The sequence below is a fragment of the Syntrophales bacterium genome (assembly GCA_023228425.1).
GTDB lineage: Bacteria > Desulfobacterota > Syntrophia > Syntrophales > UBA2210 > MLS-D.
The window spans coordinates 84,533-109,905 of sequence record JALOBE010000001.1 but is presented as its reverse complement, the minus strand read 5'-3'; the positions used below and the strand labels follow the sequence as shown (position 1 = coordinate 109,905).

Sequence of the window (25,373 nt, the reverse complement as noted above, 5' to 3'; positions counted from 1 at the left end):
AAAAAAAGATGATACAAGACCTCCGTAAACTGTTTCTTCGAGGAATATCGCGGCGAGGAATCCTTCTTTACTATCGTCACCGCGCACGATTTCTTCCTGCGGTTGAAATGGTAAAATCAATAGTTTTTTAAAGGTCTTGACGTGTTACCCAAGAGACTTTCGCCCCTTCGGGAAGAAGGCCGGGCAGGTTGTCATGAACGTACTGTTGATCTATCCCAGATACCCCACGACTTTCTGGAGCTTTCAACACGCCCTGAAATTCGTTGCCAAGAAAGCCGCCTTCCCCCCCCTGGGGTTGTTGACGGTGGCGTCGTTGTTGCCCGAAGACTGGAATCTCCGCCTTATCGACCTTAATAGTACCGATCTTTGTGACGGGGACCTTCAATGGGCTGACTGTGTCATGATCAGTGCCATGCTTGTCCAGAGAGAATCAGCGGACCAGGTGCTTTCCAGGTGCGCCACACTGGCAAAGCCCGTAATTGCCGGAGGCCCCCTCTTTACGGCATTGAAAGAGGAGTATCTTCCACGGGTGAGTCACCTGGTTGCCGGTGAAGGAGAAGAAACGATTCCTCTCTTTGTCGAAGACTTCAAAGCCGGTTGCGCCCGGAAAATGTATCAATCTGAAGAATTTCCTGATTTGACCCAATCGCCGATTCCCCGTTGGGACCTGATCCGGGTGAACGATTACGCTTCCATGATGATTCAGAATTCAAGGGGCTGCCCCTTCAATTGTGAATTCTGTGACGTGACCACTCTCTTCGGCCACAGGCCCCGCCTTAAAACGCCGGTGCAGTTCGTGGCCGAGCTTCAGGCAATATATGACATGGGTTGGCGAGGGGGGGTCTTTGTGGTGGACGATAATTTTATCGCAAACAAGAAGGCCATCAAGGAAATGCTCCCCTCCGTCATTCACTGGATGGAACAGCGCGATCATCCCTTTACGTTTTTCACGGAGGCTTCCATTAACATTGCCGAAGATGACGAGCTGCTCGACATGATGGTCCGGGCCGGTTTTGACAGTGTCTTCATAGGCCTTGAAACACCGAATGAGGAAAGTCTCAGGGAATGTTCGAAAACGCAGAACCTTGGACGTGATCTTGTCGCCTCCATACATAAACTACATGGCAGGGGACTGGCGGTAATGGGCGGGTACATTGTCGGCTTTGACAATGATGACCATAATATTTTTGCCCGGCAAAAGAGATTTATTCAAGAAACGGGTGTGGTCACAGCCATGGTGGGACTGTTACAGGCTCTTCCCAACACCCGACTCTGGCGGCGGCTCAGGGATGAAAACCGCCTTGCCGCGCCATCAACGGGAGACAACACCGATGGAAGCGTCAACTTTATACCTGCCATGGGAAGACAAAACCTCATTCGGGGATATGTGACGCTGTTGCGGGCTATCTACAGCCCGAAGCTGTTTCACCAACGGCTGTTTACCTTTCTTGAAAACTACAACAAGCCGACCTGCCCCATGAGACAGCCCGGCATGGAACAGGTGCCGGCCCTGATCAAGTCCATTTTCTACATGGGAGTCCTGGGAAACGGGATATCACAGTGGTATTTCTGGAAAACCCTCGTCAAGACCCTTGCCTGGTATCGGCAGGCCTTGCCGGAAGCGATCACCCTGATGATTTACGGCCACCATTTCCGCAAGGTGGCCCGCCGGCTCTCCCGGGATGCCCTTCTCGTCATCGAGTATTCCGGATGAACTCGTACAACTCTCTTACAAAGCCGCCATTCCTGACTCAACGATGTTCCCGAGTCTTGTGAAAGGCAATATGGGGCCATGTCTTCATGGTGTGTTCCAGGCGCCATTCACTGGTTGTCAGAAATGCCGGTCGGTCCTCGGAATCATAAAAGAAGGAGGAGCTGTTTTGTTCCTCGAACTCCTTCAGTGCTTTCCGGTCCCCGCATGATACCCACCGGGCAACGGTGCAGGGGGCCTCGTCATAGACCGTCTCCGCACCGTATTCGTCCTTCAGGCGCCGGGCTGTTACCTCGAACTGAAGTGTTCCAACAGCTCCCAGGATAATCTCGTTTCGTGCCCTCGGCCTGAAAACCTGCACGGTCCCTTCTTCGGCAAGCTGCACCAGACCCTTCTGCAACTGCTTGATTTTAATGGGGTTTTTAAGCCGGACACGACGGAACTGCTCCGGGGCGAAGCTGGGAATGCCCGTGAACTTGAGCGGTTCCTTCGCCGTCAGGGTGTCTCCTACCTTGAGCGTTCCGTGGTTATGAATTCCGATGATGTCGCCGGGCCATGCCTCCTCCACGCTGGTCCGGTCCTGGGACATGAAGATTGTCGCGTTGGCCAGGGACATCTCCTTGCCGATCCTGTGATGTACAACCTTCATACCCCGGTGGAATGTTCCCGAGCAGATTCGAAAAAAGGCGATGCGATCCCGGTGGGACGGGTCCATGTTTGCCTGTATTTTAAAAACAAAACCGGAGAAGTCTTCCTCGTAGGGCGACACGGTTCTGGTTACAGCGGTTCTCGGCAGGGGAGACGGGGCCATTTCAACGAAGGTATCCAGCAGTTCCCTGACGCCGAAGTTGTTGATAGCGCTACCGAAAAATACCGGCGTCTGGCTGCCTTTCAGGTAGTGCTCTATCGAGAACGTGTCGGCGGCACCCTCCAGGAGTTCCATATCGCTTCGCAACTCACCGGCCTGACTTCCGAGCAGTGCATCCAGCCGGCTGTCGGTGAGATCGCTGATGGTAATACCCTCATGTATATGTCGGTTTTCTCCGGGTGTAAAAAGGTGCATCTCCCGGCGGTAGCGGTTGTAGACCCCCTTGAAGCTTTTTCCCATTCCCACGGGCCAGGAAAGAGGGATGCATTCAACCTGGAGTTTGTCCTCGATGTCGGACAAGAGATCCAGGGGCGGCAGTCCGTCGCGGTCAAGCTTGTTAATAAAGGTAATGATGGGTGTGTTGCGCATGCGGCACACCTCCATCAGTTTTTCCGTCTGCGGTTCGACCCCCTTGCCGCTGTCGATGACCATGAGGGCGCTGTCCACCGCGGTAAGGACCCGGTACGTGTCTTCCGAGAAATCCTGGTGACCCGGTGTGTCGAGAAGGTTGATTTCATAGTCCCGGTAATTGAATCTCATGACCGATGTCGTGACGGAGATTCCCCGGTCTTTTTCCACGGCCATCCAGTCGCTCAGGGCGTGGCGGGAAGCCTTCCTCGCCCGGATAGCACCTGCCTGCTGGATGGCGCCGCCGAAAAGGAGAAGTTTTTCTGTCAGTGTGGTTTTCCCCGCGTCGGGGTGACTGATGATGCCGAAGTTCCGACGCTGGCGCACTTCTTTTTGGTGATGTCTGTCCACGATGATACGTATCGATTCTTTTTCCATCAGAGGATGGTTTTCGAGGTAGCGAACTTCGATAAAGAGACGGCATGTAGCACAGTTCCACCTGTTTGTACAGAGGGACGAACCCCCAATCCACCACCACCATTCTGCTGCGTCACGTTTTTGTGTTTTTCAAGCCTTGTATTGCGCCGGCGTCTGCGGCTGCGAGACTGCCCGGAGTATTGTCCGCATCTGCGCATAAAAATGGCTGTTTGTTTCGATAGTTCGGAAGAGTACGGACGAAGGTCTCTCTCGCGGGTCGTGGTGCGGCGATCCGCCGGGCATCGGTACCGGAACTGAACGGCTCGGAGTCTCCTGTCCACACGGTGCGGGGAGTATTTTTATTTTCCTGCCGGTGGATTAAGGGAACCGGGTCCGCGCACCGGGTATGCCATGATTCCATTGACATACAGCACAGCTGTCCGTATAGTCGCCTTGAGTACCCGGCTAGGCGGTCCCGATGTCCGCGGCCGGGCGGGAGGAAACCCGTGAGCATGACACCCCTTTTTATACGGTTTGTCCAATGAGTTCAATTCGTATCGGTTCGGGTGCAGGATATTCCGGAGACAGGATTGAACCGGCGGTGGAACTGGCCGGTACGGGCGACATCGCGTATCTTGTTTTTGAATGCCTGGCCGAACGAACAATCGCCCTGGCACAACTGGCGAGGCGAAAGGATCCGAAAACGGGTTATGATCCCATGCTGAAAGCACGTATGGAGACCTGCCTGCCCGTCTGCAGGGATAAGGGTATCCGGATTATCACCAACATGGGAGCCGCACATCCCGAAGCTGCCGCGGAGGCCACCCGGGACATCGCCCAGAGGCTTGGTATGGGAGACCTCTCGATTGCCGCGGTTCTTGGGGACGATGTTTTTGATCTGGTCCAAAAGGGCACGTATCCGCTTGAAGAAACGGGCGATAGATCAACGACGCTTCCGGGCAGGATGGTGTCGGCCAATGCCTATCTGGGTGCCGGCGGCATTGTCGAAGCTCTCGAAGCGGGCGCTGATGTCGTGATTACCGGCCGCGTCGCAGACTCGGCCCTGTTTACCGCCCCGGCAATTTACGAATTCGGCTGGTCCATGGACGACTGGGATATGATGGGGCAGGCTGTCGTCATGGGGCACCTCCTGGAATGCGCGGGCCAGGTAACGGGAGGATATTTCGCTGACCCGGGATACAAGGATGTACCGGACCTGGCGAGGTTGGGCTTCCCCCTTGCGGAAGTGGAAGCCGACGGCTCCTTCACGGTGACGAAACCCCCCGGATCCGGCGGTATGGTGACACTCGCCACGTGCAAGGAACAACTGCTGTACGAACTATTCGACCCCTCTTCCTATGTCACCCCTGACGTCGTGGCCGATTTTACCGGAGTGAGGATGGAGAAAACCGGAAAGAACCGGGTCCGGGTCACGGGGGGACGGGGGAGAGCGAGGACCGGCAGCCTCAAGGTTTCCATCGGATACCTGGACGGCTTCATCGGTGAAGGACAGATCAGTTATGGCGGGACCGGTGCCGCGGCACGGGGACGCCTGGCACTGGACATCGTTGCCGAGAGGCTCCGACTGGCGGGCGTTGAATGCCGGGAGATCAGGCGGGAACTTATCGGACTCAACTCTCTTGTGGGGGAAGGAGTGCTTCAGAGTGAACAGGAGCCTCCCGAGGTGAGGGTCCGGTTCGCCGGTCGTGTATGGACCATGGAAGAGGCTCTTCGCATCGGCGACGAAGTGGAACGCCTCTACACCAACGGTCCGGCAGGGGGGGCAGGTGCCTGGAAGGCTGCCCGGGAAATTATTGCCGTCGCCTCAACGTTCATTCCGTGTTCCCTGGTTCGGCATCACATACGGTATTACGGAGCAGACTGAATGAAGTTGCGGGACATCGCCCATTCACGGTCCGGTGACAAGGGTGACCAGGCCACTATCTCGGTCATTGCCTTTGATCCCTCCCGGTATCCGCTCCTGGAACGTCATGTCACGGCGGAGCGGGTGAAGGTTTTTTTCTCCGGGGTCGTGAGGGGTACTGTGGAGCGTTATGAGCTTCCGGAACTGGGGGCCCTGAACTTTGTGCTCCAGGGAGCCCTCGGTGGCGGCGTTACGCGGAGCCTTGCCCTTGATCTCCACGGCAAGTCGCTCAGTTCGAGAATATTGGAAATGGAGATTCCCGAAACATGACGGCTTCATAAAACGGTACCGGAGGCATGCGTGCGCTCCGGCCTTCGTCACTGCGGCGTAGAAGTGAGACCTTTCAAACTATCGATTGTGTCATTTCGATATCAAGGAAAGATTTCTCGTCGCTACGCTCCTCGAAATGACATTTTTAAAGGTCACTTCGAACGCTTCCCTGTCACTTCGAACGCAAGTGAGAAGTCTGAAAGATCCCTCGCTTTGTTCGGGACATGGATTTCTCGTCGCGATGCTCCTCGAAGCGACACAATGAAAGGTCTCGAAGCACGCTTCATTCCTCAGGGTGTGCGCGCGCGTGCATCAGGGAGCTTTTTACGAAGCCGTCCTCTACCGGACGTTTTGCGACTTCTCCGTACCATAGGCGTACGTGTATGACATCATGCAGCGCATAATTCCGGAGCTGGGAGCGTTGCCTGTACCGGCGTACAGCCGAGTTCCGTGGCCCTTTTTTGAAGATTTTCCACGGCCTCCGGTTGTGCCGGTGAGCCCATATTCGACGATGCCCGCGTATGGCACGTCAGTTGTATGATGCAGGCCCGCCGGAGGCGGGCCGGGCGCTTTGTACGAGATCATCATTTTTGAGGGAGAGCTCTGTCATTCCCCGGTATCGACAGGGGGCTCGGTGATGGACGAACCGCTGATCAGGGAAAGTTTCGCGGCCCGGGACAGGTTCTTGATGGTCCGTTCCAGTTTCATGGCAGCCGACCGGGTTCCTGCGGTACGAATGAAGACCAGTTCCAGCGGACCTCGCCCCCTGAGATAACGTGACCCCCGCCCTCCGCCCCGTTCATGCTCGACTCGACGCCTGTGCGGATCGGTGCTGATACCGGTGTAAAGACATCCATCGGCGCGGCGTATAATGTAGACATACCAAGTCTGCTCCATACCTGATCGTCTCTCAAAAGTCACTTGAAGTCGCCATGCCTCCTGACCCATTACCCTATACGGGGGTTGAGCGCAACACAAGAGCCGTCCTGTTGCTTTTCGGTGCCGAGTTCTCTGCATAACCGGCAAAAAAGTCCTCACGAAGGTCCCCATGACCGCCGGAAGGGACCGGAATGCAACGGGACAGAAAGAACCTTCGATGAAATATTCTCCCAGAGCCATCCTGGCCGCCGCGGCCGTCGTGCTTGTCCTTGTGATTCCTGTCTCGTCCGGATGTAAAGAGCTCCAGGTTCTTGCCTCTCAGGATGTGACCGTCTACTATGAGGACTCCCTGGAAGCGTCGGCACTCGAAATCGAAGCTTCCTTCCGGGACCTGGTCCGGGAACTTGAGGCTGTCCTGGGCTGGCGGCTTCCGGAGTCTCCGGCGGTGGTCCTCACGGCGGACAGGAGAACCTTCGTTCGCATGGCGGGTTCCGATCACGTGGCTGCCGTGGCGATTCCCCGGAAGCAACTCATTCTTATCGACCATTCCCGCATGACTCTGCGGTCTTCTACCTTGAAACACACCCTGAAGCATGAACTCTGTCACCTGCTTCTCCACCGGCACATAGATAGTCCGAGACTGCCACGATGGCTCGATGAAGGCGTCGCCCAGTGGACCAGCGACGGCATGTCGGAAATCCTTATGAAACGGAATCCTTTTCTGGTTTCCAGGGCGGTCAGGACGGGCAACATCATCCCCCTGCGTCACATGGAGACATCATTTCCCGCGAGTGAGCAGGAACTTCTGCTGTCATACGAGGCGAGCAAAAGCATCGTCGAGTTCATACTCAGAGACTACGGCCGTGAGGGTCTTCAGGGGATTCTCGAGGGTCTTCGCCGGGGCGACGACATTGACGGGGCGGTGCCGGGGAGCCTCGGTATCTCCCTTGATGAACTGGAACGCCGCTGGCACGACCACGTCAGGGGACGGGCCTCCTGGATAGCCTTTGCGGGGTATTATCTCTACGAGCTGCTTTTCGTCGGCGCCGCACTGCTCCTGGTCGCTGCGTTTATCCGGACTATGAAACGAAAAAGGGATTTCAGACGGTTCGATGAAGGAGATGACACAGGTCAGGAAAAATAGTTTCTGAACAGTCCTTCGGCGGCAATGATTCCCGAAATTCCGGCACCCACGATGCCCCGACTTTTTCCGGTTCCGTCACCGGCGACGAACAGGCCCGCCATGTTCGTCTCGAGATCAGCCGTGGTTGGAAAGTTGGTGTCGAAAAATTTGATCTCCGGCGCGTACATCAGGGTGGAGGGGTGGAGGATCCCGGGGACGATCTTGTCCATTTTTTTTAGAGCTTCCCACAGGTTGTCCATGATTCGAGCGGGCATTCCCAGGCCGATGTCTCCCGGGACAGCAGTACAGGAGGCCTTGCAAAAATCGAAGTGGCGGATTTTACTGTTGAAGGTCGACCGGGTGCTTCGTCTTCCTTCTCTGAAATCACCCACGCGCTGGACGATGGGCGTGCCGTCGCCGAGGAGAAAAAACTGCCGGGCTATCATTCGTCCGAATTCGGTGGTGTCGGAAAAGGGTTCTGTGAGGGCCACCGTGTTGATAAGGGCGAAATTGGTGTTTCCTGACTTTTTTCGGTGCAGTGCGTCGCCGTTCACGAGCTTGAAGGACTCGTAGGCTTCAAACCGCACCCGGCCCCCCGGATTGGTGCAGAATGTGCGCACCCGGTCACCATGGCCGGCCGTAAGAAATATAAATTTGGGATCGTAGACATGGGAGGTGACGGGATCATAAATGGACCGGTTGAGTTCCAGCCGGATACCTACATCGATAGGTCCAAACCGGTTGTCAATACCCAGTTTCCGTGCTCTGTCCCTGAACCAGTAGGCTCCGCTGCGCCCCGGCGCGACCAGGAGCACCCGGGCTGAATGGCGGAACTTCCTGGTGCCGTCCTGAAGCAGAAGGTCGAATATCCCCTTGCCGGCCTTTTCAATGGATATGACTTCCGTTCCAAGGAAAAATATGGTTTTTTTCAGGCGGTTCCGAAGGTAATCCACAGCGGCCTTTCCATTGTCCGTTCCCCAATGCCACTGTTCGGGGGCAATAAATTCCACGTTCTGTTCGCGGGCGATTTCCCGTAATACATCGACGGTTTCATGTCTGTCCGTAAAGGTGACCTGCCGCAGGTGAGGAAAACCCGTCAGGATCTTTTTCATCGACTCCATGAGCTCCCGAGCTCGTCCGATGTCGATCTGAAGCTCCTCCAGGTCGATGCCCACCCGATGATCAAAATTCAGCTTTCCGTCGTTCAGGAGTCCCCCGGCGGGATAGCTGTTCCGGTCGGCTATGATGATTCCCTCCATGCCGAGCTCTTCGAGTCTGATCGCGGCGAACAGTGCCGCGGGTCCGGACCCGATGATGAATACGTTGCAGGAGTCTTTTCCTTTCATGTTGTTGCTTCCTCTGCGCGCGGCTTGCCGTCGATCCGGACGGCTGACTGCCATGATACCTTCAGGGATCCCCTTTCGCAACCATTGCGTAGGCGTTCATGAGTCCCTCGTCGGCGAAGCTGTAATAACAGTTGTCGCCGATAATGATGTGGTCAAAGCAGCAGATCCCCGTTGCCCGGGCGGCGATGACGAGGTTTTTCGTAAACAGCCTGTCCTGATCGCTCGGTTCGACGGAACCGGACGGATGATTGTGCGAAACGATGATGGACGCGGAATTTTTCCTGATGGCCTGCTGGAGAATTTCCCGTATATGGGGATTTGCCTGGTCCACGGTACCCTGGTCGATTTCAATGACGTCGGCGATAACGTTTTTTCGGTCCAGCAGCAGCACAACAAACCGTTCTTTTTTGAGATCCCGCAAGAGGGGCATGAGCCGTTCCGCCACGTCGGATGAGTTGCGCACAGGCTGCTCGACGCTCTTTTCCTCGCTGTGCATGCGCCGGCCCAACTCGACGGCGGCCTTGATCTGGGCGATCTTGGCGTTTTTCAACCCCGCGATTTCTCTGAACTCGGTTATATCGGCATCGCTCATGGCCCGAAGGCTCCTGAAGCGGTGAAGCACCTCTCTGCCAATATCGACGGCGCTTCTGCCCGGCGTTCCCGTGCGGATTATGATGGCCATAAGTTCCGCATTGCTGAGAGTCTGCTCTCCATATTTCAGCAGTTTTTCCCTGGGACGGTCGTCTTTCGACCACTGGCGGATCGAAAGAGAATATCCCCGTTGTTTCGGCATGATGCAGCCCTCCTCGTAGAGATGTTTTTTGGCTTTCACGATGGGGCTGAGAAAACGTCAGGGGACTGTCCGGAAACGGTCGGTACAGCACACAGGGTGTCGGAGAGAGTTTTGCGGCGGGTGTTGGTGAAACGTCATTTCAACAGCACTATTACTAGCGACAGTCGACGGACATGTCAAGCCCGGGCAGGGCGGTCCGGGCGCCTGTTCTTCGGGAAAGCGCCTTCAGTCGCTTCTGCGAAGGACACATCGCCGGTGAAAATCCTTCGCCTGATGCCGTCGTCACACTCCAGAACCAGGGCTCCGTCGCTATCGATATCGACGGCTCGTCCTTCTATGGCCTCCCTTCCCCCTGTCACCGTGACCCGTTGTTCCATGGTGCAGTTCTGGTCCTTCCACTGCCGCCGGAACGGTTCAAATCCGTCCGAACCAAACGTATCGAGAGCCTGTTCCAGTTCACGAAGGCTGTCCTGGAGCAGCTTCACTCCCGACACCGCTGCTCCATTGTTCCCCGCCAGCGAGCCCGCCTTCTCCCGAATATCCTCGGGGAATTCAGAGGGTGGCGTGTTGACGTTGATTCCGACTCCGAGGACAATCCAGTCGAGACGATCCACTTCGGCGCTCATTTCCGCCAGAATGCCCGCGGTCTTGCGATCATTGACAAGAACATCATTGGGCCATTTCAGCCGGGGCCGCAGCGTTGTGTGCCGCCCGATGGCTCTGAGCAGGGCGACGCCGGCAACCAGGGGAATCCGGCAGGCATCGACGATGTCGACGGGGGGACGGAGAATAAGGGAAAAATATAGTCCCCCGGGAGGCGAGGCCCAGGAACGGCCCAGTCGTCCCCGGCCGTCGGTCTGCCTTTCCGCTACCACCAATGTCCCGTCAGCGCTTCCCTGGTATGCCAACTTTTTCGCATGGTTCTGTGTTGAAGACAGCATTTCGAAGAGGACGATGTTTCGACCCACCGTGCGGGTTTCGAGACCCGATGCGATTTCATCGGCCAGGAGGCGGTCGGGGACACCGGTCAGCGCGTAGCCCCTTCGGGGCGAGGAGGAAATACGGTACCCTTCCAGGCGTAGTTTTTTGACGTATTTCCAGATGGAGGTCCGGGAGACACCCAACTCAGCGGCCAGGACTTCACCCGAGACGGTGCATCCCTCCTTGAGGCGGGTTAATATGGCTCGTTTCATAGAGAGACGAGTATCCTGCTCTGAATGTATTTGTCAACCATAAAACGACAATTGGGTTGACAATACATCCTGAACAGGCATCAGCGCAGATACAGGGCGAGGAGAACCACCAGAAACAGAATAATTACCAGCACCAGCTGCCACCGGAACTGTCTGATCCACTTTTTGCGGTCATCGATGTACTTTGAATTGATGCCCGTTATTGAAAACATGACGGGATGCCGGTCTTTTGCCCTCAGGTGCGATTCGTAGATGGATTCGGCGGAGAACCAGAGGAGCGCGGCCACGGCTACGACGATCACTATGAGTATCATGATTGATAACCTCGTAAAAAAATCAAACTCTTGTTTCCCCGGCTTCCGGCGTTTCCTCCTCTCCGGGGGTATCCCCCGAAACATCGGGTGGTTTGACGGGAATGTAAGCATCGAAGGTTGTCCCTGATTGCTCCGATGATTCGACAGTGATCAGGCCATCGTGATTCTTCAGTATGGAATGAGAAACGGCGAGTCCAAGACCCGTCCCCCGACCGCCGTCCCGTTTTGTCGTAAAGTAGGGATCAAAAATGCGGGGCATATCCTTCTCATTGATGCCGGAGCCACGATCCGTGATGGATACTTTCACGTAGTCTCCCCGCGGCAGGGACGGCATGTAAGGACCGACAACCACGTTTTGGGCGGACAGTTCGATGTACCCGCCGTGGGGCATGGCCTCGATTGAATTTTCAATGATGTTTTTGAAGGCCTGCCGGAGTTGTTTGCCGTCGCCATAGACGGACCAGAGGTCGGGAGGAAGTGAAATCCGCCAGATGATGTCCTCCCGCTTGTCCATCGAATCGGCAAGTTCGCGGAGAATGCCGTCAATGGGTTCAATCTGCCGCACGGTAAACCCTCCCTTGGCGAAGGTGATCAGTTTGTGGGCGAGTTTTTTTGCCTGCAGACCCGCCTTTTCCGCGATGGCCAAGTCCTCTTCGAGCATTTTATTTTCATCGTCCGCCGAGATTTTTGCCAGGAAGATATTACGCAAAACCGCCGACAGGAGGCTGTCGAAATCTCTTGCCACGCCGCTTGCAAAGGTTCCCAGGGACTCGATTTTTTTGCTCCGGATCAGTTCCTCTTCAGAGCGCTTGCTGTCGGTTATGTCCTCAAGAGTTTCGATGGCTCCCGTGATTCTGCCCCGGGAATCACGTATCGCCGCAGCGGTGATGCGGACCCAGAGTCCGGTTCCCCCCATTTCCTTGATGAACTTCGTTGTTTCATAGGCATCTCTGATAAGGGGTGACTTCCTGATAGAGGATGGATACCAGTCGGAATCGGGTTTGAGCGATTCGTCGACGATCATGTCCGCCATGCAGGGACCTTCTTTCCCGTAGAATGCCTTTCCGTGTTCCTTTGAGCCCACGATATCCCTGACCTTGACACCGCTCAGGGCCTCGAGGGCCTGGTTCCAGTAAATCACGGTGTGATCCCTGTTAATGACGAAGGTCGGAATGGGCGATCCTTTGATTATGCTGCGCATCATTCGTTCACGCTCCGCCTTTTGCCGGTAAGCATACCCCAGGCCGGCAGCGGCGGATATGACGAGACCGAAAAGAAATGCCAGAAACAGGTTCATTGGGAGCTCCTCTGTGTTCTCACGCCTTGTATAGCAGCGTGCGGGCCTGTGTTGCGACCTGCTCCGTTATTCCCTTGAGCCAGGCTGTTCCACGGGCCGCCATGGCATTGTCAAGGGAACGGATCGCCTCCAGGTAGCGGGAGGTGCCGTGCCCTTCATGTTCTTTCTGTGCCAGTACTCGGCACAGGGCATCACTGTGCTTCGTGTCGAAACGGCGGGATTCGATGGAGGAGAAGAAGTCCCTCAGATGGGGCCAGACCCTGTTCAATGGCTGCCGCAGGGGAGTAGTGCCCGTCCCGCCGCTTCCGGAGGAAGATGGTTCGGCGTTGCCGGCGGAAGGATCCATTTTTTGTGCAAGCTCGCCGAATCGTCCTATGCGTTCGTTCAGTGCCATGTCGAGGATGTCCATGGCCCCTTCGTAGAGAGCGGGACCGAACTCGGAGTCATCGAAAAAAGGGCGCCGCACCAGACGGTACCATTCCCGCAGGGCTACGAGATTTGCTATATAATTGATATTATTCATAATGATACGTTCCTGGTTGCCGTAAAACCCGTTATAAAAGGGCCGCGAGCCCGCCGATCTCCTGCTATCTCCGTAGTAAAGACAATCGTCACCCAGATCTTCCCGCAGGATTGTTCCGGCGGCAACCACTGTCCCGTACCCGACCCGGGCGGGTCCTACAAGTCCTCCCTGACCGCCCAGGAAAATGGGCCGCTCCCGCAACATGACACCCCGGGGTACATCACCGACGAGGGATGCTGTTGCCTTGTCCTGATTGGGCGTGAAATTGAAGTGCACGTAGGAGCTTCCCACGTCGCTGTGGTGTTTCCGACCGGTGCCGCCTGCCATGAGGCAGTCACAGAAATTGACCAGGCTTCCCAGCGTGACGAAGGGAAACAGAATAGTCTGCTTCAGGCCCACGGAATGAGCAGCGCCGGCTTCCTCCTCCAGCAGGCAGGCCTCCCGGACCTGTGCTCCCGAACCCACGGAGGCCCCCTCGAGGAACAGGGACTCTCTGAACCCTCCCCCCTTGAGAGTCACCGACTGTCCTAACCGGCAGTCGACGAGAGTAACCGGGCCCTCTTCCCCCAGCCGGGAACCGGCTGAGATGAGGGTCTTCGGGCCCCGTATGCGGGTACCTCCCCAGATCACCACGCCGTTTCCGGATATTCTTTCCAGAATAACCTCGTCGCCGACATATACCGTCGATGGGTTGTGAACGGTAACGCCACGGTCCATTAAAAGCCGTGTCTTTTCGGGTATGTGCATAGTCACTATGATGCTGTCTCCTGTTGGTTCCTGTTGTCCGGCTCACGCGCCGCATTGATTTTCCGGGAGAATATCAGGAGGGCCGAAAGACCTCCCTGGGTCATCCCCGGTATTCGCTTAGCCTGGCCCAGGGACGATGGCCGTACGGCACTGAGCTTTTTGACCAGTTCCCTTGAAAGGCTGGGGATCATGCTGTAATCAATGTCGGGTGGCAGTTTTTTCCCTTCCAGATCCCTGAAGCGTTTAACGTCTTCCTTTTGACGCTGAATGTAGCCTTCGTACTTGGCTTCCGTCTCGATCCGCCGTTTCACATCGTCGCCCTCGATACCCATTCCCTCCCATCCTTCAAGGCCCGCCAGGCCGTCACAGGTAATGCCCGGCCGTTTCAGAATCTGGAAGAAGGTGACTGCCTGTTTCAGGGGTTCCGTTCCGAGGGATTCAAGAAGGCGATTCGTTTCCGGCAGGGGGTAGAGCTTCCGGGATGTGAGTGTCCCGATCCCCTCTCTGATTCGACGTTCCGTCTCCTCCATCTCCAGGTACTGTTCCCTGGTGATCAGTCCAAGCTCGAAGCCCCGTTTCATGAGGCGGGCCGCGGCGTTGTCTTCTCGCAGCATAAGGCGGTACTCCGCGCGGGAGGTGAACATGCGGTAGGGTTCGTCGACACCCTGCGTCACCAGGTCGTCGACCATAACCCCCAAGTAGGCCTCCGATCGGTCGAGAATGAAAGGTTCCCGTTTCTGCACTGCCAGGGCCGCGTTGATTCCCGCCAGAATCCCCTGCCCGGCTGCCTCTTCATACCCTGAGGTGCCGTTGGGCTGTCCGGCAAGGTACAAGCCTCGCACCAGTTTCGTCTCCAGGGTCGGCGCCAGTTGGGTGGACTGAATGTAGTCGTACTCGATGGCATAGGCGCTCCGCATGATCTCCGCTTCTTCCAGACCGGGCACGGAACGGACCAGTTCATCCTGGAGCTCCAGGGGGAGACTGTTTCCCAGGCCCTTGGCGTAGATTTCTTCTGTTTCAAGACCTTCGTGCTCGAGGACCACAGGATGACTCGTCTTGTCGGCGAAACGCATGAACTTGTCTTCAAGGGATGGACAATACCGGGCGGGGCTGCCCATGATCGCACCGGAATAAAGAGGAGAGTGGCCGATGTTGTCGATTATGATGCGCCTGGTTTCATTGCTGGTAGCGGTGAAATAGGAGGGCAGGCGTTCCTCCCGGAGCCGCGTTGTGCTGAAAGAAAAGGGTCGTGGGTCCGGGTCGCTGTCCTGTCGTTCCATGACGGAAAAATCAATGCTTGAAGCCCGCAGCCGTGGCGGTGTGCCCGTTTTCATCCGTCCCATGACAAACCCCAGTTCCCGGAGATTCTGGGCCAGTCGGATCGACGCGATTTCCCCCGCACGGCCGGCCGGCTGCCGGGACATGCCGATGTGAACGAGGCCGTTGAGGAAGGTTCCCACCGTGATGATCACCGCTTTGGCCTCGGAAAAAAAGCCCGTGTTGTCCAGGACGCCCCGAACGCGGCCGTCCCGGACAACCAATGTTTCAACCAGACCCTGACGAAGCGCCAGTCCCGGCTGTCTCTCCAGAACCTGCTTCATTGCCAGGCGGTAGAGCTGCTTGTCGCACTGGCACCGGGTGGACTGCACCGCTGGTCCCTTGGAGACATTGAGCCGACGAAAATGACAAGCCGTCAGGTCGGCTATTTTGCCCATTTCACCACCCAGGGCATCAACTTCCTTGACGATCTGACCCTTGCCGAGACCTCCGATGGCCGGGTTGCATGACATGAGGGCCATGGAGTCAAGATTTATGTTGAAAAGGAGCGTGTCACAGCCCATCCGGGCGGCGGCCAATGCCGCCTCGCAACCGGCGTGTCCCGCGCCGACAACAATTATATCAAAGCCTGTTTTGCCTGCCATGGGTATATCCGTTGTTGATCCGCACACGAATAAACTATAATACTACTATCATGAAATTTTAAAAAACAAGGAAATTATAAGTGACGGTTGTTTCTTGAATTAACGACAGTACTTTACTACGATGCATGAATCGTTTCTTCCAGGGCAAAGGACGATTTGGGGATGGAACCAAACCGGCATCATTCCGGAAAACGCTATCGGGACCTGAAAAGTTTTTTTTTCGATCTCTTCGGCTGCAGGGTCTTCAAAATACAGATAGACGCGGGCTTCACCTGTCCCAACCGTGACGGGTCCATCGCCTGTGGAGGCTGCATCTACTGCGACGGGCGGTATTCCCGTCTCCGCCAGTCAGGTCCCCTGCCCACGGTGAGCGAACAGATAGCCGCCGGAAGAGAGCTCTACAGGCGTATCCGGGGGGCAACACAGTATATCGCCTATTTTCAGACGGCTTCAAATACCTACGGTTCCTTCCCGCACCTCAAGGCGCTCTATGACGAGGCTCTTGCCCAGGAGGGCGTGCTCGGCATTTCCGTTGGAACGAGGCCGGATTGCATTGCCGACGATGTCATCGACCTGCTTCAGCGTTATGCCGATCAAGGGCGCCACGTCTGGATCGAATACGGTCTCCAGTCGGCTCATGACCGCACCCTGCGGGCCATCAACCGTGGTCACGACGCGGCGGCCTTCGTCGATACGGTGGAACGAACCGCCGGGCGGGGCATCTATATCTGTGCTCATATTATCCTGGGCCTTCCCGGCGAGAGCGGGGACGACATGATGCGAACCGCACGGTTCCTGGCAGATCTGCCCATCGACGGGATCAAGATACACCTGTTGCTGGCCCTGGACGGAACTGAAGCCGGACGCCTCTACAGGACAGGAGCCCTGCCGATGATGACCCGGGAGGAATACGTGTCCACCGTGGTGGACATACTGGAGGTGTTGCCTCCGAAGATCGTGATTCAGCGTCTCACAGCGGACGGCTACCGGGACATCTTCCTGGCCCCCGAGTGGGGGAAAAATAAGCTGGCTGTGCTGAACGCCATTGACGACGAACTGGATCGCCGGAATACCTTCCAGGGCGCCGCTCTCGTTCATCGCTGATCCCCGTCGCCGGCCCCGGTATCTTCAGGGATTCATTTCATAGGCATTCTTGAGGGCAATGACATACCCGTTCCAGACCCTGTCATACCGTGCTTCGTCTACCACGGGCTTGCCTATCAGCTTCAGACAGTGGTGCATTTGCTGTTGCGTTACCGAAGGCTTGTTATGCATCTCCAGGGCGAAGGATGAAAAATCCCTGACATAGCAGTCAAACATCTGGTCGATTATGTCCTTGTCGATGCCGTACAAGGGAGCGTTTTCCAGAATCAGTTGTCCGTAGACTATGAGGGTGAACATTTCACCCAGGGTAAGCATAAAATCCGGATTTCGCATCTGACTCTCATCGGGCATGGCGGTTATGAGCATCTCCTTGAAGAGATCGATCTGCTTTCTGAAAATGCTGATGTTGGGAAGATCGAAAGCATCGTACGCCTTTGAATAGTCATGGAAGCGGACACTGCCCAGGTTTTTCGCCGGTCCCTGGTTCCAGAAAAAATCGTCACTTTTCATATCGTCGATGGTTCCAACAGGTTCAAACTCATGGTGATCGAAGAGGTAATTCTTGATGAACTTGACGATGAGCATGATATTCACGTGGACTGTCCCCTCTAGTTTGGGAAGCGCCCGAATGTCCCGGGTGGCCATCTCGAAATAGGTGTCCATTTCAAATCCCTTGGCGGCGATGACGTCCCAGAGCAAGTCAATTACCTGCTCACCCTGGGTAGTGACTTTCATCTTCATGGTCGGGTCATAAAGCAGGTAACGCCGGTCCCCGGCATGGGCCGTTCTCATGTAATCAGCGCACCGAAGTCCGAAAAGCTTCATTCCCACCAGGCGGACATAGGCATCGGTGAACATCTGTTTCACGTGGGGCATGTCGGTGACGTACATCCCGTAGAGCTTCCGGTTCGACGCGTGGTTTATGGCTTCGTAAAAGGCATGGGTGCAGATTCCGATGGAGGCCCAGCCAAGATTGTACTTGCCCACGTTTACTGTGTTGAGCATATCGTCCCAGGCCCCGGGGCCTTTTTTCAGGATGTCGGCCTCCGTCACGGGATAGTTGGTGAGTTTGAAGTCGGCGACGTAAGACTGGACATTGACGATGTTTTTCCGCAGTTCGTACTGCTTGTGGCGAAAGTTCGAAATGAAGAAGACATAGTCTCCGGTGTCGGATGTTCTGCCAAATGTGGAGACCATTTCCGCCTTGTTGCCGTTCCCGATATAATATTTTTCACCATTGGCCAGCCAGGTCCCGTCAGGCTGGGGTGTGAGGGTCATTTCCGTGGAATATATGTCGGCCCCGTGATCACGCTCTGAAAGCCCGAAGGCGAAAATGGCGCCTTCCTCGAGCAATTCCGCGGCCCTTTTCTTGACCTCCTCGTTATCACTCATCCAGATGGGTCCGAGACCGAGAATGCTCACCTGCCAGGTGTACCAGTAGTGAAGTCCGTAAAACGCAGTGATTTCATTGAACTCACAGTTCCTCCAGGTATCCCAGCGGTAGCTCTCATCGGGACCGTATTTCGAGGGCGTCAGGAGTCGTGCGAAGATTTTTTCTTTTTTGATGAACTCCAGAAAGTCGTCATACCAGACCCGGTCACGGTCGTCTTCCTTGAGTTTTGTTTTTCCCTTCGTTTCAAAAAACTCGATGGTTTTGAGCATGATGTCCCGGGACGGCTCATCGGGATACCGTCGCCGGTGCTTCGTGGGGTTGAGCAAAATCATGGCGGGCCTCCTAAGGGGTATCGTGATGCGGGGTCGGCTTTTTCGGGTTCGTCAGGATTGTTTGCTTGAAACTAGTTGAAACTATAGGCTCATCTCATCATGGTGTCAAGAGAAGAGCACGAATCTGGAAGGGGGTGTCTTTCTTTGACACAACCCCCAAAAAAGAGTAAATATGCACCGGCTCCACACCGGTATCGTACCGTCTGTTCCCCCGGAGCCGGGAATGAAGGGAACGATTCAATACACGAATGAAGGAGTGCTTCCATGTCTGAACATAATCTGGAAATGAAACGCTGGTGGATCGCCGGCGCTGCCGTTGTCATTCAACTCTGCCTCGGCACGGTCTACGCATGGTCGGTATTTAAAATTCCTCTGATGAACAAACATGGGTGGGGCAGTCCGGAGAATGATTTTCAGATCCAGGTTACCTTCATGATCCTGATGCTGGTTATCGGCCTGGCCGCCGCATTCGGAGGGTCCCTCGTCGACAAGTACGGGCCCAGACTGGTGGCTACTATCGGTGGCGTCCTCTTCGGTCTGGGAACCCTTCTGGCAGGATTTGCCGACCAGTCGGGAAACATTGTTCTGCTCTACCTGGGATTCGGCCTCATCGCCGGCCTCGGTAACGGCTTCGGGTATGTCACCCCTATTGCAACCCTTGTCCGGTGGTTCCCCGACAAGCGGGGTCTTGTAACGGGGCTGGCCGTCATGGGGTTCGGCCTCGGTGCCTTTTTCATGGGTCGGATAGCCCCTCCCATGATAGCCCATTTCAGGGTGGTGGAAGATGGTGTCATACTCAGTTCGGGTGTCGCAAACACGTTTTACATCTGGGGTATTATTTTCCTGGTCCTCGTCACCGCGTCGGCCCGGCTCTTCAGAAACCCTCCCGCGGGATGGCTTCCGGCCGGCTTTACACCGTCGACTGCAACGGTATCCGCCGCCGACTCCTTCACCTTCGGTGAAGCCGTCCGACGCCCCCAGTGGTGGATGCTCTGGGCCATGCTCTGCCTTAATATTTCCGCGGGACTGGGACTGATCTCCCAGTTATCCCCCCTGGCGCAGGATCTGTATCGCCCCCTGGCGGACCCGAACCTTGCACCGGAGGCCCTCGCCGTCGTCCTGGCAACGGCTGGAGGAGCCGTCGTTGCCTATTCGGCTATCTTCAACGGTCTGGGGAGACTCTTCTGGGCTAAAATATCGGATAATATCGGCCGAAAAGCGGTCTTCTCCATCATGTTTGCCACCCAGGCGGTCCTTTATCTGTTGATTGCCCTGGGGTATATCAACAGCTATTATCTCTTTATGGTTGTGGCCTGCTATCTTCTCGCGTGCTACGGCGGAGGTTTTGCCACCATGCCCGCTTACGCGGCGGATTCCTTCGGACCCACCTACATAGGAAAAGTATACGGTGTCATGCTCACAGCCTGGAGCGCGGCGGGCCTGATCGGTCCCTTTGTCTTTGCCAGGATGAAGGACCAGGCGCTCTTCATCGCGTCCCTGCTGCTGACAGTGGGCCTGGTGATAGCCTTGGTGTATCGGCTTCCCCGGAGCAAGAACCGATAGTACGGTTTTTCCGCGGTCCCGTTGAAACAGGACGGCATCCCGGGTATGCTCCGGGATACCGTCCTGTCGTTCCGGTGCGGGTCGTCGGATCGCCCGGACATGCCGACGTGGTGAACCGCTCTTTGAAGGAAAGCAAGCGCCGGCCAATGACAAGCATACCGGGAATTATCGTTATCGGAGCCGGTCCCGCCGGCATGATGGCCGCCGGAACAGCGGCTGGGCTGGGCGCCCCGGTGACGCTTGTGGAAACCATGGACCGGCCGGGGCGAAAGCTGCGCATAACCGGTAAGGGGCGATGCAATATCACAAATAACCGCTCCCTGGACGAATTTGTCCCTCACTTTGGAACTGCCGGGCGGTTTCTCAAACCCTGCTTTCACGAGTTCTTTGTCCTCGATCTCATGGCCTTTCTGGAATCTCTGGGGATCGCAACGGTGACGGAGCGGGGCGGTCGCGTGTTTCCCGCCGGCAACAGGGCGGAGGAGGTGGTGGACGCTCTGATCGACTGGACACAGCGACAGGGTGTACGGACTCTTCTCCGGACCCGGGCCGTGAAGATTCTTGAGAAGGAAAGAATAATCAGGGGATTGCGCGTGCTTGACCTGACTTCCGGAACCGAGGAGGATCTTCATGCCGATGCCCTTATCATTGCCACGGGGGGGCTGAGTTATCCCCTGACAGGATCCACCGGTGACGGCTATCGCCTTGCCCGTTCCGTCGGCCACTCCATTGTTCCTCCGCGCCCCGCCCTGGTTCCTCTGGAAACGGAGGGGGACAGCGCACGGCGCCTGCAGGGGCTGGGTTTAAAAAACGTTCGAGCGACCCTCCGACTGGATGGGAAGAAAGTCCATTCCGGGGTTGGTGAATTGAACTTCACCCACTTCGGTCTCTCCGGGCCCATCATACTCAGTTTGAGTGGCCGTGCCGTCGATGCCCTGAAAGACGGAAAGAGGGTCGAACTGTCCATCGATTTGAAGGCCGCTCTTGATGAGAAGAAACTCGACGCGCGGCTTCTTCGTGATTTCGAGGCCCGTGGAAAAACACAATTCAGGAATGTTCTCAAAGGACTGATCCCTTCCCTGCTGATTCCCTTGTGTATCGATATGACAGGGATTCCTTCCGCAAAACAGGCAAACCAGCTGACAGCCCGTCAGCGGCTTCGGCTTCGGCTATGGCTGAAGGATTTCCGGCTCACCGTGACAGGTCACCGTCCTGTCGCCGAGGCAATAGTGACGGCCGGCGGTATCTCCCTGAAAGAAATCGATCCAAAAACGATGCATTCACGACGTGGTACAGGCATTTTCTTCGCTGGGGAGGTTCTTGACGTGGACGCCGACACGGGAGGATACAACCTGCAGGCGGCCTTTTCAACGGGATACCTGGCGGGAGTCTCAGCCTCCCGGTTCGTGCTGCGAGACAGACATTCTTAAGCGTTGCCTGTACCACCCTTCCATTTTCAGTGAAACAGGCTAAAAATACATTGATTCTCGACGGGCATTCATGTAGATATAGTCCTATTGTGAGGGCTGATGTTGTGTTGAGGTCCCTGCTCTGGACAATTCCGGGCCTCGTCTTTTTCAATGTACATCATAACCGGAATATCGACGGAATTACATGGCGAAGGGCTGCTCCCCATGTCGAATTATCCTCTCGTGGACACTGCCGTGCTTCGTGCCGGTGCGTCTGCGACACAGGTCCGGATGTCCTGGTGGACTGGAGTGTTTTCAGAGAGTTGCAATAAGCAACCAGGATGAGTGCGGCCGGGGAATGACGGCTTCGTGCCATGGTACCGGAGGCATGCCTCCGGCACGAGAGCCGGATGCTTGATTGCGCTCTTTCCTTCGTCACCGGGGTGTACCTCAAAAAGTACGTCGCATTCTTCAGGATGTGCGCGCCTTGCCTCAAAGAGCTTTTTGCAAGTCGTCCTCTATCGGACGTTTTCGACTTTTTAAGGGAATGCACAAACTAAATTCGGTAGAAAGGAGTTGAATACCATGGAGCAAGCAGGCACACTTTCCTACGAGCTGGAAAAACCGGACAACCTGGTAGAGTTTCTGGAATCGGCCGTGGAGCGGTTTCCCGACAAGCCCCATTTCGGTACCCGCCAGGCGGACGGAACGTTTCGCTGGATGACCTACCGGGAAACGGGCGAGCGGGTTGATGCCCTGCGGGCGGGTCTCGCGAAGATGGGGATCGGCAAGGGAGATGTCGTGGGGCTCATCGCCAACAACCGGGCCGAGTGGGCCATAGCCGCCTTTGCCACCTATGGACTCGGAGCCCGCTTTGTTCCCATGTACGAGGCGGAACTTCCCAAAACCTGGCAGTACATCCTCAAGGATGCTTCCGTTCGAGTTTTGTTTGTGTCAAAGCCCGAGGTCATGGAGAAACTCAAACCCGTGATCGAGGGAATCACCACCTTGGAGAAGCTCATTCTGGTCGAAGGAGACGGCCCCGGAACGATGGCGGAACTGGAACGGGCGGGGAAAGAACACCCTGTACCGTCGGTGTATCCCGCCGGCGATGAAGTCGCGGTTCTTATCTACACGTCGGGGACCACGGGAGACCCCAAGGGGGTTCTTCTCACTCACGGCAACTTCACAAGCAACGTTATCTCGGGACTCAAAGACTTTACAACGGTCAACGAACATTCAGTGACCCTGTCCATTATTCCCTGGGCACATTCCTTTGGCCAGACAGCGGAGCTCTACGCCATGACCCGTGTAGGAGCCACGATGGGAATAGCCGGGAGTGCTCAGACCATTCTGGAAGACATCCAGAAAGTGAAGCCCACGTTCCTCATTGCCGTGCCCCGGATTTTCAACAGGATCTATGACGGTCTCTGGGCCAGAATGAACAAAGATGGGGGGATCAGGAAGAAACTTTTCCTGTTCGCCTTGAACGCCGCGACTGAAAAGAGAAATGCCCTGAAAGCAGGGCAGTCTCCCGGCGCCATGACAAATTTCAAGTTCAACCTTGGCGACAAGCTCGTCTTCTCGAAAATCCGCGAGCGATTCGGAGGGCGTCTCAAGGAGTCCATGTCTGGAAGCGCCGCCATGAATCCCGATATTGCCCAGTTTTTCTTCGATATCGGCATATCGGTTTACGACTGCTACGGCCTGACGGAAACCTCACCGGCCGTAACGGTCAATTCTCCCTCCGGCGTGTGCCTCGGATCGGTGGGAAGGCCTATCGAGAAGGTAAAAGTCGTCATAGACACTACCTACGGCGACCCCGAACTGGGTGACGGTGAAATAATTGTGTACGGGCCGAATGTCATGAAGGGCTATCACAACAAACCCGAGGAAACGAAGGCCGTTCTCATGGAGGACGGTGGATTCCGTACCGGTGACCGTGGCCGTCTGAACGACGACGGGTACCTTTTTATCACCGGAAGAATCAAGGAACAGTACAAGCTGGAGAACGGGAAGTATGTCTTTCCCGCTTCCCTGGAAGAGGACATCCGCCTCGTTCCCCTTGTTGAGGCCGCGATGCTTTATGGAGACGGACGTCCCTACAATATCTGCTTCGTCGTTTCCGACGACATCGCTTTGGAAACCTGGGCGAAAGACAATAATCTCACCGGAACGGCGAAGGAACTGATCGACCTGCCCGTGGTTCAGGAAGAGATTAAAAAGCAGGTTAACGCGGTGCTGGAAGGCAAGTACGGTTCGTATGAAATACCCAAAAAATACATTTTCCTGAAAGAAGGCTTCTCCCTGGAAAATGGTACCCTCACGCAGACAATGAAGCTGAAACGACGGGCCGTCTACGAAAAGTACGCCGACCGCATTGAAGAGACATACGGGTCAGAGTAAGAGAAACACGGGAGTGCAGGTATTGACACGAAAGATTCCCCTGCCTTCGCGACCGCAACAACGGGTTTGAAAGGCAGGGGTATTTTTGCGTTTCCCCGGTTTCGGCTGATGTCCTGTCAGGCGCCGGGATAGTTTCCGGCACCCGCTGCCCGGGACGGGGGTGGCAGAAAGGTGACGGCCCTGTCTCAACGCTTGATAACGATGACGGGTTTTTCTGCCTTCCGTATGACGACATCAGACACGGAGCCCAGCAACATTTCCTGGAGATTGCTTTTCCCGTGGGAACCGATAATTATTGATGAAACACCGGTTTGCTTTTCAGCCTTCAGAATTTCCTGGGCCGGGATTCCCTCGGTAACCATGACAGTTACCTTGAACCCCGCCTCTTTCAGATCACGGGCTGCTTCTTCGGCTTCTTTCCGCGTGTTGTCTTCGATAACATTCCTTATGTGTTCATATTCGGTAGGCGCCCAGTGAACCATGGCGTCGATGTTTCTGCTGTCAATGACATTAATCAGCACGATCTCCTCGGTTCCTGCATCTTTCAACTGCTTGATCGCAGCGACGACTTTCTTCGATATAGAAGAAAAATCAGTGGGATAGAGTATTTTCCTGAACATGGCGCGTCTCCTTTTGAAGCCGTTCCCGCAGTGTGGTCATTTCCTCCGGCTATCCGGCATAATCGCATAGCCACTGTCTTTTCACTGAAAATTCATATAGAATAACCGCCGGAATAAGTCAACAGACCTTTGCTCATGAATGCCACGGAGAATGTACGACATGTGCGGTCGTTTCGTCATGATATCGGGTTTGGAGGAGACCGTCCAACGGTTCAATATAGCGCGTGTTTCATCCTCCCTGTCGAAGAGTTACAACAAGGCTCCCGGAAGCGCTGTGGCGGCGGCCATTCAGGATGATGACGGCAATCGGAGCCTGGTGGACCTGTACTGGGGTATTCCCCTTTTCGGCACAGGAACCCGTGGGACGGTTCAAACACTGATAAATGCCCGTTCAGAAACGGTTCACAGAAAGCCTACCTTCCGTGAAGCCTTCAAACGACGCCGGTGCGTGGTGATCGCCGATGGGTATTACGAATGGCAAAGACGGGGAGGGAGGAGAATCCCCTGGTATATCCCTGTGGCAGCGCCCCATCCTTCGGGATTTGCCGCCCTGTACCGCCGCCCATCCGATGGCGGAACGCTTCCTGCCTGCGTCATTGTCACCACGGCGGCCAATGATCTGATTCTGCCGATACATGACAGGATGCCGGTCATCCTCTCCGGGGATCAAATCGACCTGTGGCTCGAACCGTCGAGTACCGAGCCGGCATTGCTGACTCTGATGGCGCCCCGGTCACCGGAAGGCATGGATGCCTGGGAAGTGTCAACGCTGGTAAATTCCCCCGCCCATGACGGCCCCGAGTGCATTGAACCTGTCAAGTGCCCGTGGGCGGGTCGAAACGGAAACACTCAGCTCGGGAAGGAGGATTAA

Annotated in this window: 20 protein-coding genes; 9 read left to right on the top strand and 11 right to left on the bottom strand. The window is 55.9% G+C overall.

What is annotated here, in order from left to right:
- Positions 1 to 193 precede the first annotated feature (193 nt).
- Positions 194 to 1,714, top strand: a complete 1,521-nt coding sequence (locus M0Q23_00515; GenBank protein MCK9527130.1) for a B12-binding domain-containing radical SAM protein — start codon at positions 194 to 196, stop codon at positions 1,712 to 1,714.
- A 37-nt stretch (positions 1,715 to 1,751) separates the two neighbouring features.
- Here the strand turns inward: M0Q23_00515 and M0Q23_00510 are convergent, their stop codons facing one another.
- Positions 1,752 to 3,365 carry a peptide chain release factor 3 gene (locus M0Q23_00510; GenBank protein MCK9527129.1) on the bottom strand — a complete coding sequence of 538 codons (1,614 nt, stop codon included), beginning with the start codon at positions 3,363 to 3,365 and terminating at the stop codon, positions 1,752 to 1,754.
- A 520-nt stretch (positions 3,366 to 3,885) separates the two neighbouring features.
- On the opposite strand from M0Q23_00510, the gene M0Q23_00505 reads away from it, so the two are divergent.
- Positions 3,886 to 5,229: a DUF1446 domain-containing protein gene (locus M0Q23_00505; protein MCK9527128.1), complete on the top strand. Its 1,344-nt coding sequence runs from the start codon at positions 3,886 to 3,888 to the stop codon at positions 5,227 to 5,229.
- Positions 5,230 to 5,538: a hypothetical protein gene (locus M0Q23_00500; protein ID MCK9527127.1), complete on the top strand. Its 309-nt coding sequence runs from the start codon at positions 5,230 to 5,232 to the stop codon at positions 5,536 to 5,538. It begins immediately after the preceding gene.
- A 606-nt stretch (positions 5,539 to 6,144) separates the two neighbouring features.
- On the opposite strand, the gene M0Q23_00495 is transcribed toward M0Q23_00500, so the two are convergent.
- Positions 6,145 to 6,435 carry a GIY-YIG nuclease family protein gene (locus M0Q23_00495; GenBank protein MCK9527126.1) on the bottom strand — a complete coding sequence of 97 codons (291 nt, stop codon included), beginning with the start codon at positions 6,433 to 6,435 and terminating at the stop codon, positions 6,145 to 6,147.
- A 199-nt stretch (positions 6,436 to 6,634) separates the two neighbouring features.
- Here M0Q23_00495 and M0Q23_00490 point away from each other — a divergent pair, with 199 nt between their 5' ends.
- Positions 6,635 to 7,561, top strand: a complete 927-nt coding sequence (locus M0Q23_00490; protein MCK9527125.1) for a peptidase MA family metallohydrolase — start codon at positions 6,635 to 6,637, stop codon at positions 7,559 to 7,561.
- On the opposite strand, the gene M0Q23_00485 is transcribed toward M0Q23_00490, so the two are convergent.
- From M0Q23_00485 to mnmG, 7 genes are all read right to left on the bottom strand, one after another.
- The gene (locus M0Q23_00485; protein MCK9527124.1) at positions 7,549 to 8,886 is read right to left on the bottom strand and encodes a hypothetical protein; all 1,338 of its coding nucleotides are present in this window, start codon (positions 8,884 to 8,886) and stop codon (positions 7,549 to 7,551) included. The genes M0Q23_00490 and M0Q23_00485 overlap by 13 nt on opposite strands.
- A gap of 61 nt (positions 8,887 to 8,947) precedes the next feature.
- A complete protein-coding gene (gene radC / locus M0Q23_00480; protein ID MCK9527123.1) occupies positions 8,948 to 9,679 on the bottom strand; it encodes a DNA repair protein RadC in 732 nt (243 codons plus the stop codon).
- Positions 9,680 to 9,855: 176 nt separating this feature from the next.
- Entirely contained in the window at positions 9,856 to 10,872 is a 1,017-nt protein-coding gene (locus tag M0Q23_00475; protein MCK9527122.1) for a biotin--[acetyl-CoA-carboxylase] ligase, read from the bottom strand.
- A gap of 80 nt (positions 10,873 to 10,952) precedes the next feature.
- Positions 10,953 to 11,186 (bottom strand): hypothetical protein, encoded by a 234-nt coding sequence (locus M0Q23_00470; protein MCK9527121.1) that lies wholly within the window; start codon positions 11,184 to 11,186, stop codon positions 10,953 to 10,955.
- 22 nt (positions 11,187 to 11,208) lie between these two features.
- Complete coding sequence (locus M0Q23_00465) at positions 11,209 to 12,483, bottom strand: ATP-binding protein (protein ID MCK9527120.1); 1,275 nt, start codon at positions 12,481 to 12,483, stop codon at positions 11,209 to 11,211.
- A gap of 19 nt (positions 12,484 to 12,502) precedes the next feature.
- Positions 12,503 to 13,759, bottom strand: a complete 1,257-nt coding sequence (locus M0Q23_00460) for a UDP-N-acetylglucosamine pyrophosphorylase (GenBank protein MCK9527119.1) — start codon at positions 13,757 to 13,759, stop codon at positions 12,503 to 12,505.
- Complete coding sequence (gene mnmG / locus M0Q23_00455; protein MCK9527118.1) at positions 13,759 to 15,675, bottom strand: tRNA uridine-5-carboxymethylaminomethyl(34) synthesis enzyme MnmG; 1,917 nt, start codon at positions 15,673 to 15,675, stop codon at positions 13,759 to 13,761. Before mnmG ends, M0Q23_00460 begins: the two co-directional genes overlap by 1 nt.
- 162 nt (positions 15,676 to 15,837) lie before the next feature.
- Here mnmG and M0Q23_00450 point away from each other — a divergent pair, with 162 nt between their 5' ends.
- Positions 15,838 to 16,779 carry a TIGR01212 family radical SAM protein gene (locus M0Q23_00450; GenBank protein MCK9527117.1) on the top strand — a complete coding sequence of 314 codons (942 nt, stop codon included), beginning with the start codon at positions 15,838 to 15,840 and terminating at the stop codon, positions 16,777 to 16,779.
- Between the two features lie 24 nt (positions 16,780 to 16,803).
- Here the strand turns inward: M0Q23_00450 and M0Q23_00445 are convergent, their stop codons facing one another.
- Positions 16,804 to 18,504: an acyl-CoA dehydrogenase gene (locus tag M0Q23_00445; protein MCK9527116.1), complete on the bottom strand. Its 1,701-nt coding sequence runs from the start codon at positions 18,502 to 18,504 to the stop codon at positions 16,804 to 16,806.
- A 264-nt stretch (positions 18,505 to 18,768) separates the two neighbouring features.
- Here M0Q23_00445 and M0Q23_00440 point away from each other — a divergent pair, with 264 nt between their 5' ends.
- The 3 genes from M0Q23_00440 to M0Q23_00430 all read left to right on the top strand — a co-directional run bounded on the left by M0Q23_00440 (position 18,769) and on the right by M0Q23_00430 (position 23,882).
- Positions 18,769 to 20,067: an OFA family MFS transporter gene (locus tag M0Q23_00440; protein MCK9527115.1), complete on the top strand. Its 1,299-nt coding sequence runs from the start codon at positions 18,769 to 18,771 to the stop codon at positions 20,065 to 20,067.
- Between the two features lie 146 nt (positions 20,068 to 20,213).
- A complete protein-coding gene (locus M0Q23_00435) occupies positions 20,214 to 21,497 on the top strand; it encodes an NAD(P)/FAD-dependent oxidoreductase (GenBank protein ID MCK9527114.1) in 1,284 nt (427 codons plus the stop codon).
- 564 nt (positions 21,498 to 22,061) lie between these two features.
- Entirely contained in the window at positions 22,062 to 23,882 is a 1,821-nt protein-coding gene (locus M0Q23_00430) for a long-chain fatty acid--CoA ligase (protein ID MCK9527113.1), read from the top strand.
- A 185-nt stretch (positions 23,883 to 24,067) separates the two neighbouring features.
- Here the strand turns inward: M0Q23_00430 and M0Q23_00425 are convergent, their stop codons facing one another.
- The gene (locus M0Q23_00425) at positions 24,068 to 24,502 is read right to left on the bottom strand and encodes a universal stress protein (GenBank protein MCK9527112.1); all 435 of its coding nucleotides are present in this window, start codon (positions 24,500 to 24,502) and stop codon (positions 24,068 to 24,070) included.
- Between the two features lie 151 nt (positions 24,503 to 24,653).
- On the opposite strand from M0Q23_00425, the gene M0Q23_00420 reads away from it, so the two are divergent.
- Positions 24,654 to 25,373, top strand: a complete 720-nt coding sequence (locus M0Q23_00420) for an SOS response-associated peptidase (GenBank protein MCK9527111.1) — start codon at positions 24,654 to 24,656, stop codon at positions 25,371 to 25,373.

Coding starts and splice junctions, on each gene's coding strand:
- M0Q23_00425 (MCK9527112.1), bottom strand. CDS start 24,502: ATGTTCAGGAAAATACTCTATCCCACTGATTTTTCTTCTATATCGAAG.
- M0Q23_00485 (MCK9527124.1), bottom strand. CDS start 8,886: ATGAAAGGAAAAGACTCCTGCAACGTATTCATCATCGGGTCCGGACCC.
- M0Q23_00505 (MCK9527128.1), top strand. CDS start 3,886: ATGAGTTCAATTCGTATCGGTTCGGGTGCAGGATATTCCGGAGACAGG.
- M0Q23_00465 (MCK9527120.1), bottom strand. CDS start 12,483: ATGAACCTGTTTCTGGCATTTCTTTTCGGTCTCGTCATATCCGCCGCT.
- M0Q23_00420 (MCK9527111.1), top strand. CDS start 24,654: ATGTACGACATGTGCGGTCGTTTCGTCATGATATCGGGTTTGGAGGAG.
- M0Q23_00495 (MCK9527126.1), bottom strand. CDS start 6,435: ATGGAGCAGACTTGGTATGTCTACATTATACGCCGCGCCGATGGATGT.
- M0Q23_00445 (MCK9527116.1), bottom strand. CDS start 18,504: ATGATTTTGCTCAACCCCACGAAGCACCGGCGACGGTATCCCGATGAG.
- M0Q23_00450 (MCK9527117.1), top strand. CDS start 15,838: ATGGAACCAAACCGGCATCATTCCGGAAAACGCTATCGGGACCTGAAA.
- M0Q23_00430 (MCK9527113.1), top strand. CDS start 22,062: ATGGAGCAAGCAGGCACACTTTCCTACGAGCTGGAAAAACCGGACAAC.
- mnmG (MCK9527118.1), bottom strand. CDS start 15,675: ATGGCAGGCAAAACAGGCTTTGATATAATTGTTGTCGGCGCGGGACAC.
- M0Q23_00440 (MCK9527115.1), top strand. CDS start 18,769: ATGTCTGAACATAATCTGGAAATGAAACGCTGGTGGATCGCCGGCGCT.
- M0Q23_00500 (MCK9527127.1), top strand. CDS start 5,230: ATGAAGTTGCGGGACATCGCCCATTCACGGTCCGGTGACAAGGGTGAC.
- M0Q23_00490 (MCK9527125.1), top strand. CDS start 6,635: ATGAAATATTCTCCCAGAGCCATCCTGGCCGCCGCGGCCGTCGTGCTT.
- M0Q23_00435 (MCK9527114.1), top strand. CDS start 20,214: ATGACAAGCATACCGGGAATTATCGTTATCGGAGCCGGTCCCGCCGGC.
- radC (MCK9527123.1), bottom strand. CDS start 9,679: ATGCCGAAACAACGGGGATATTCTCTTTCGATCCGCCAGTGGTCGAAA.
- M0Q23_00475 (MCK9527122.1), bottom strand. CDS start 10,872: ATGAAACGAGCCATATTAACCCGCCTCAAGGAGGGATGCACCGTCTCG.
- M0Q23_00470 (MCK9527121.1), bottom strand. CDS start 11,186: ATGATACTCATAGTGATCGTCGTAGCCGTGGCCGCGCTCCTCTGGTTC.
- M0Q23_00515 (MCK9527130.1), top strand. CDS start 194: ATGAACGTACTGTTGATCTATCCCAGATACCCCACGACTTTCTGGAGC.
- M0Q23_00510 (MCK9527129.1), bottom strand. CDS start 3,365: ATGGAAAAAGAATCGATACGTATCATCGTGGACAGACATCACCAAAAA.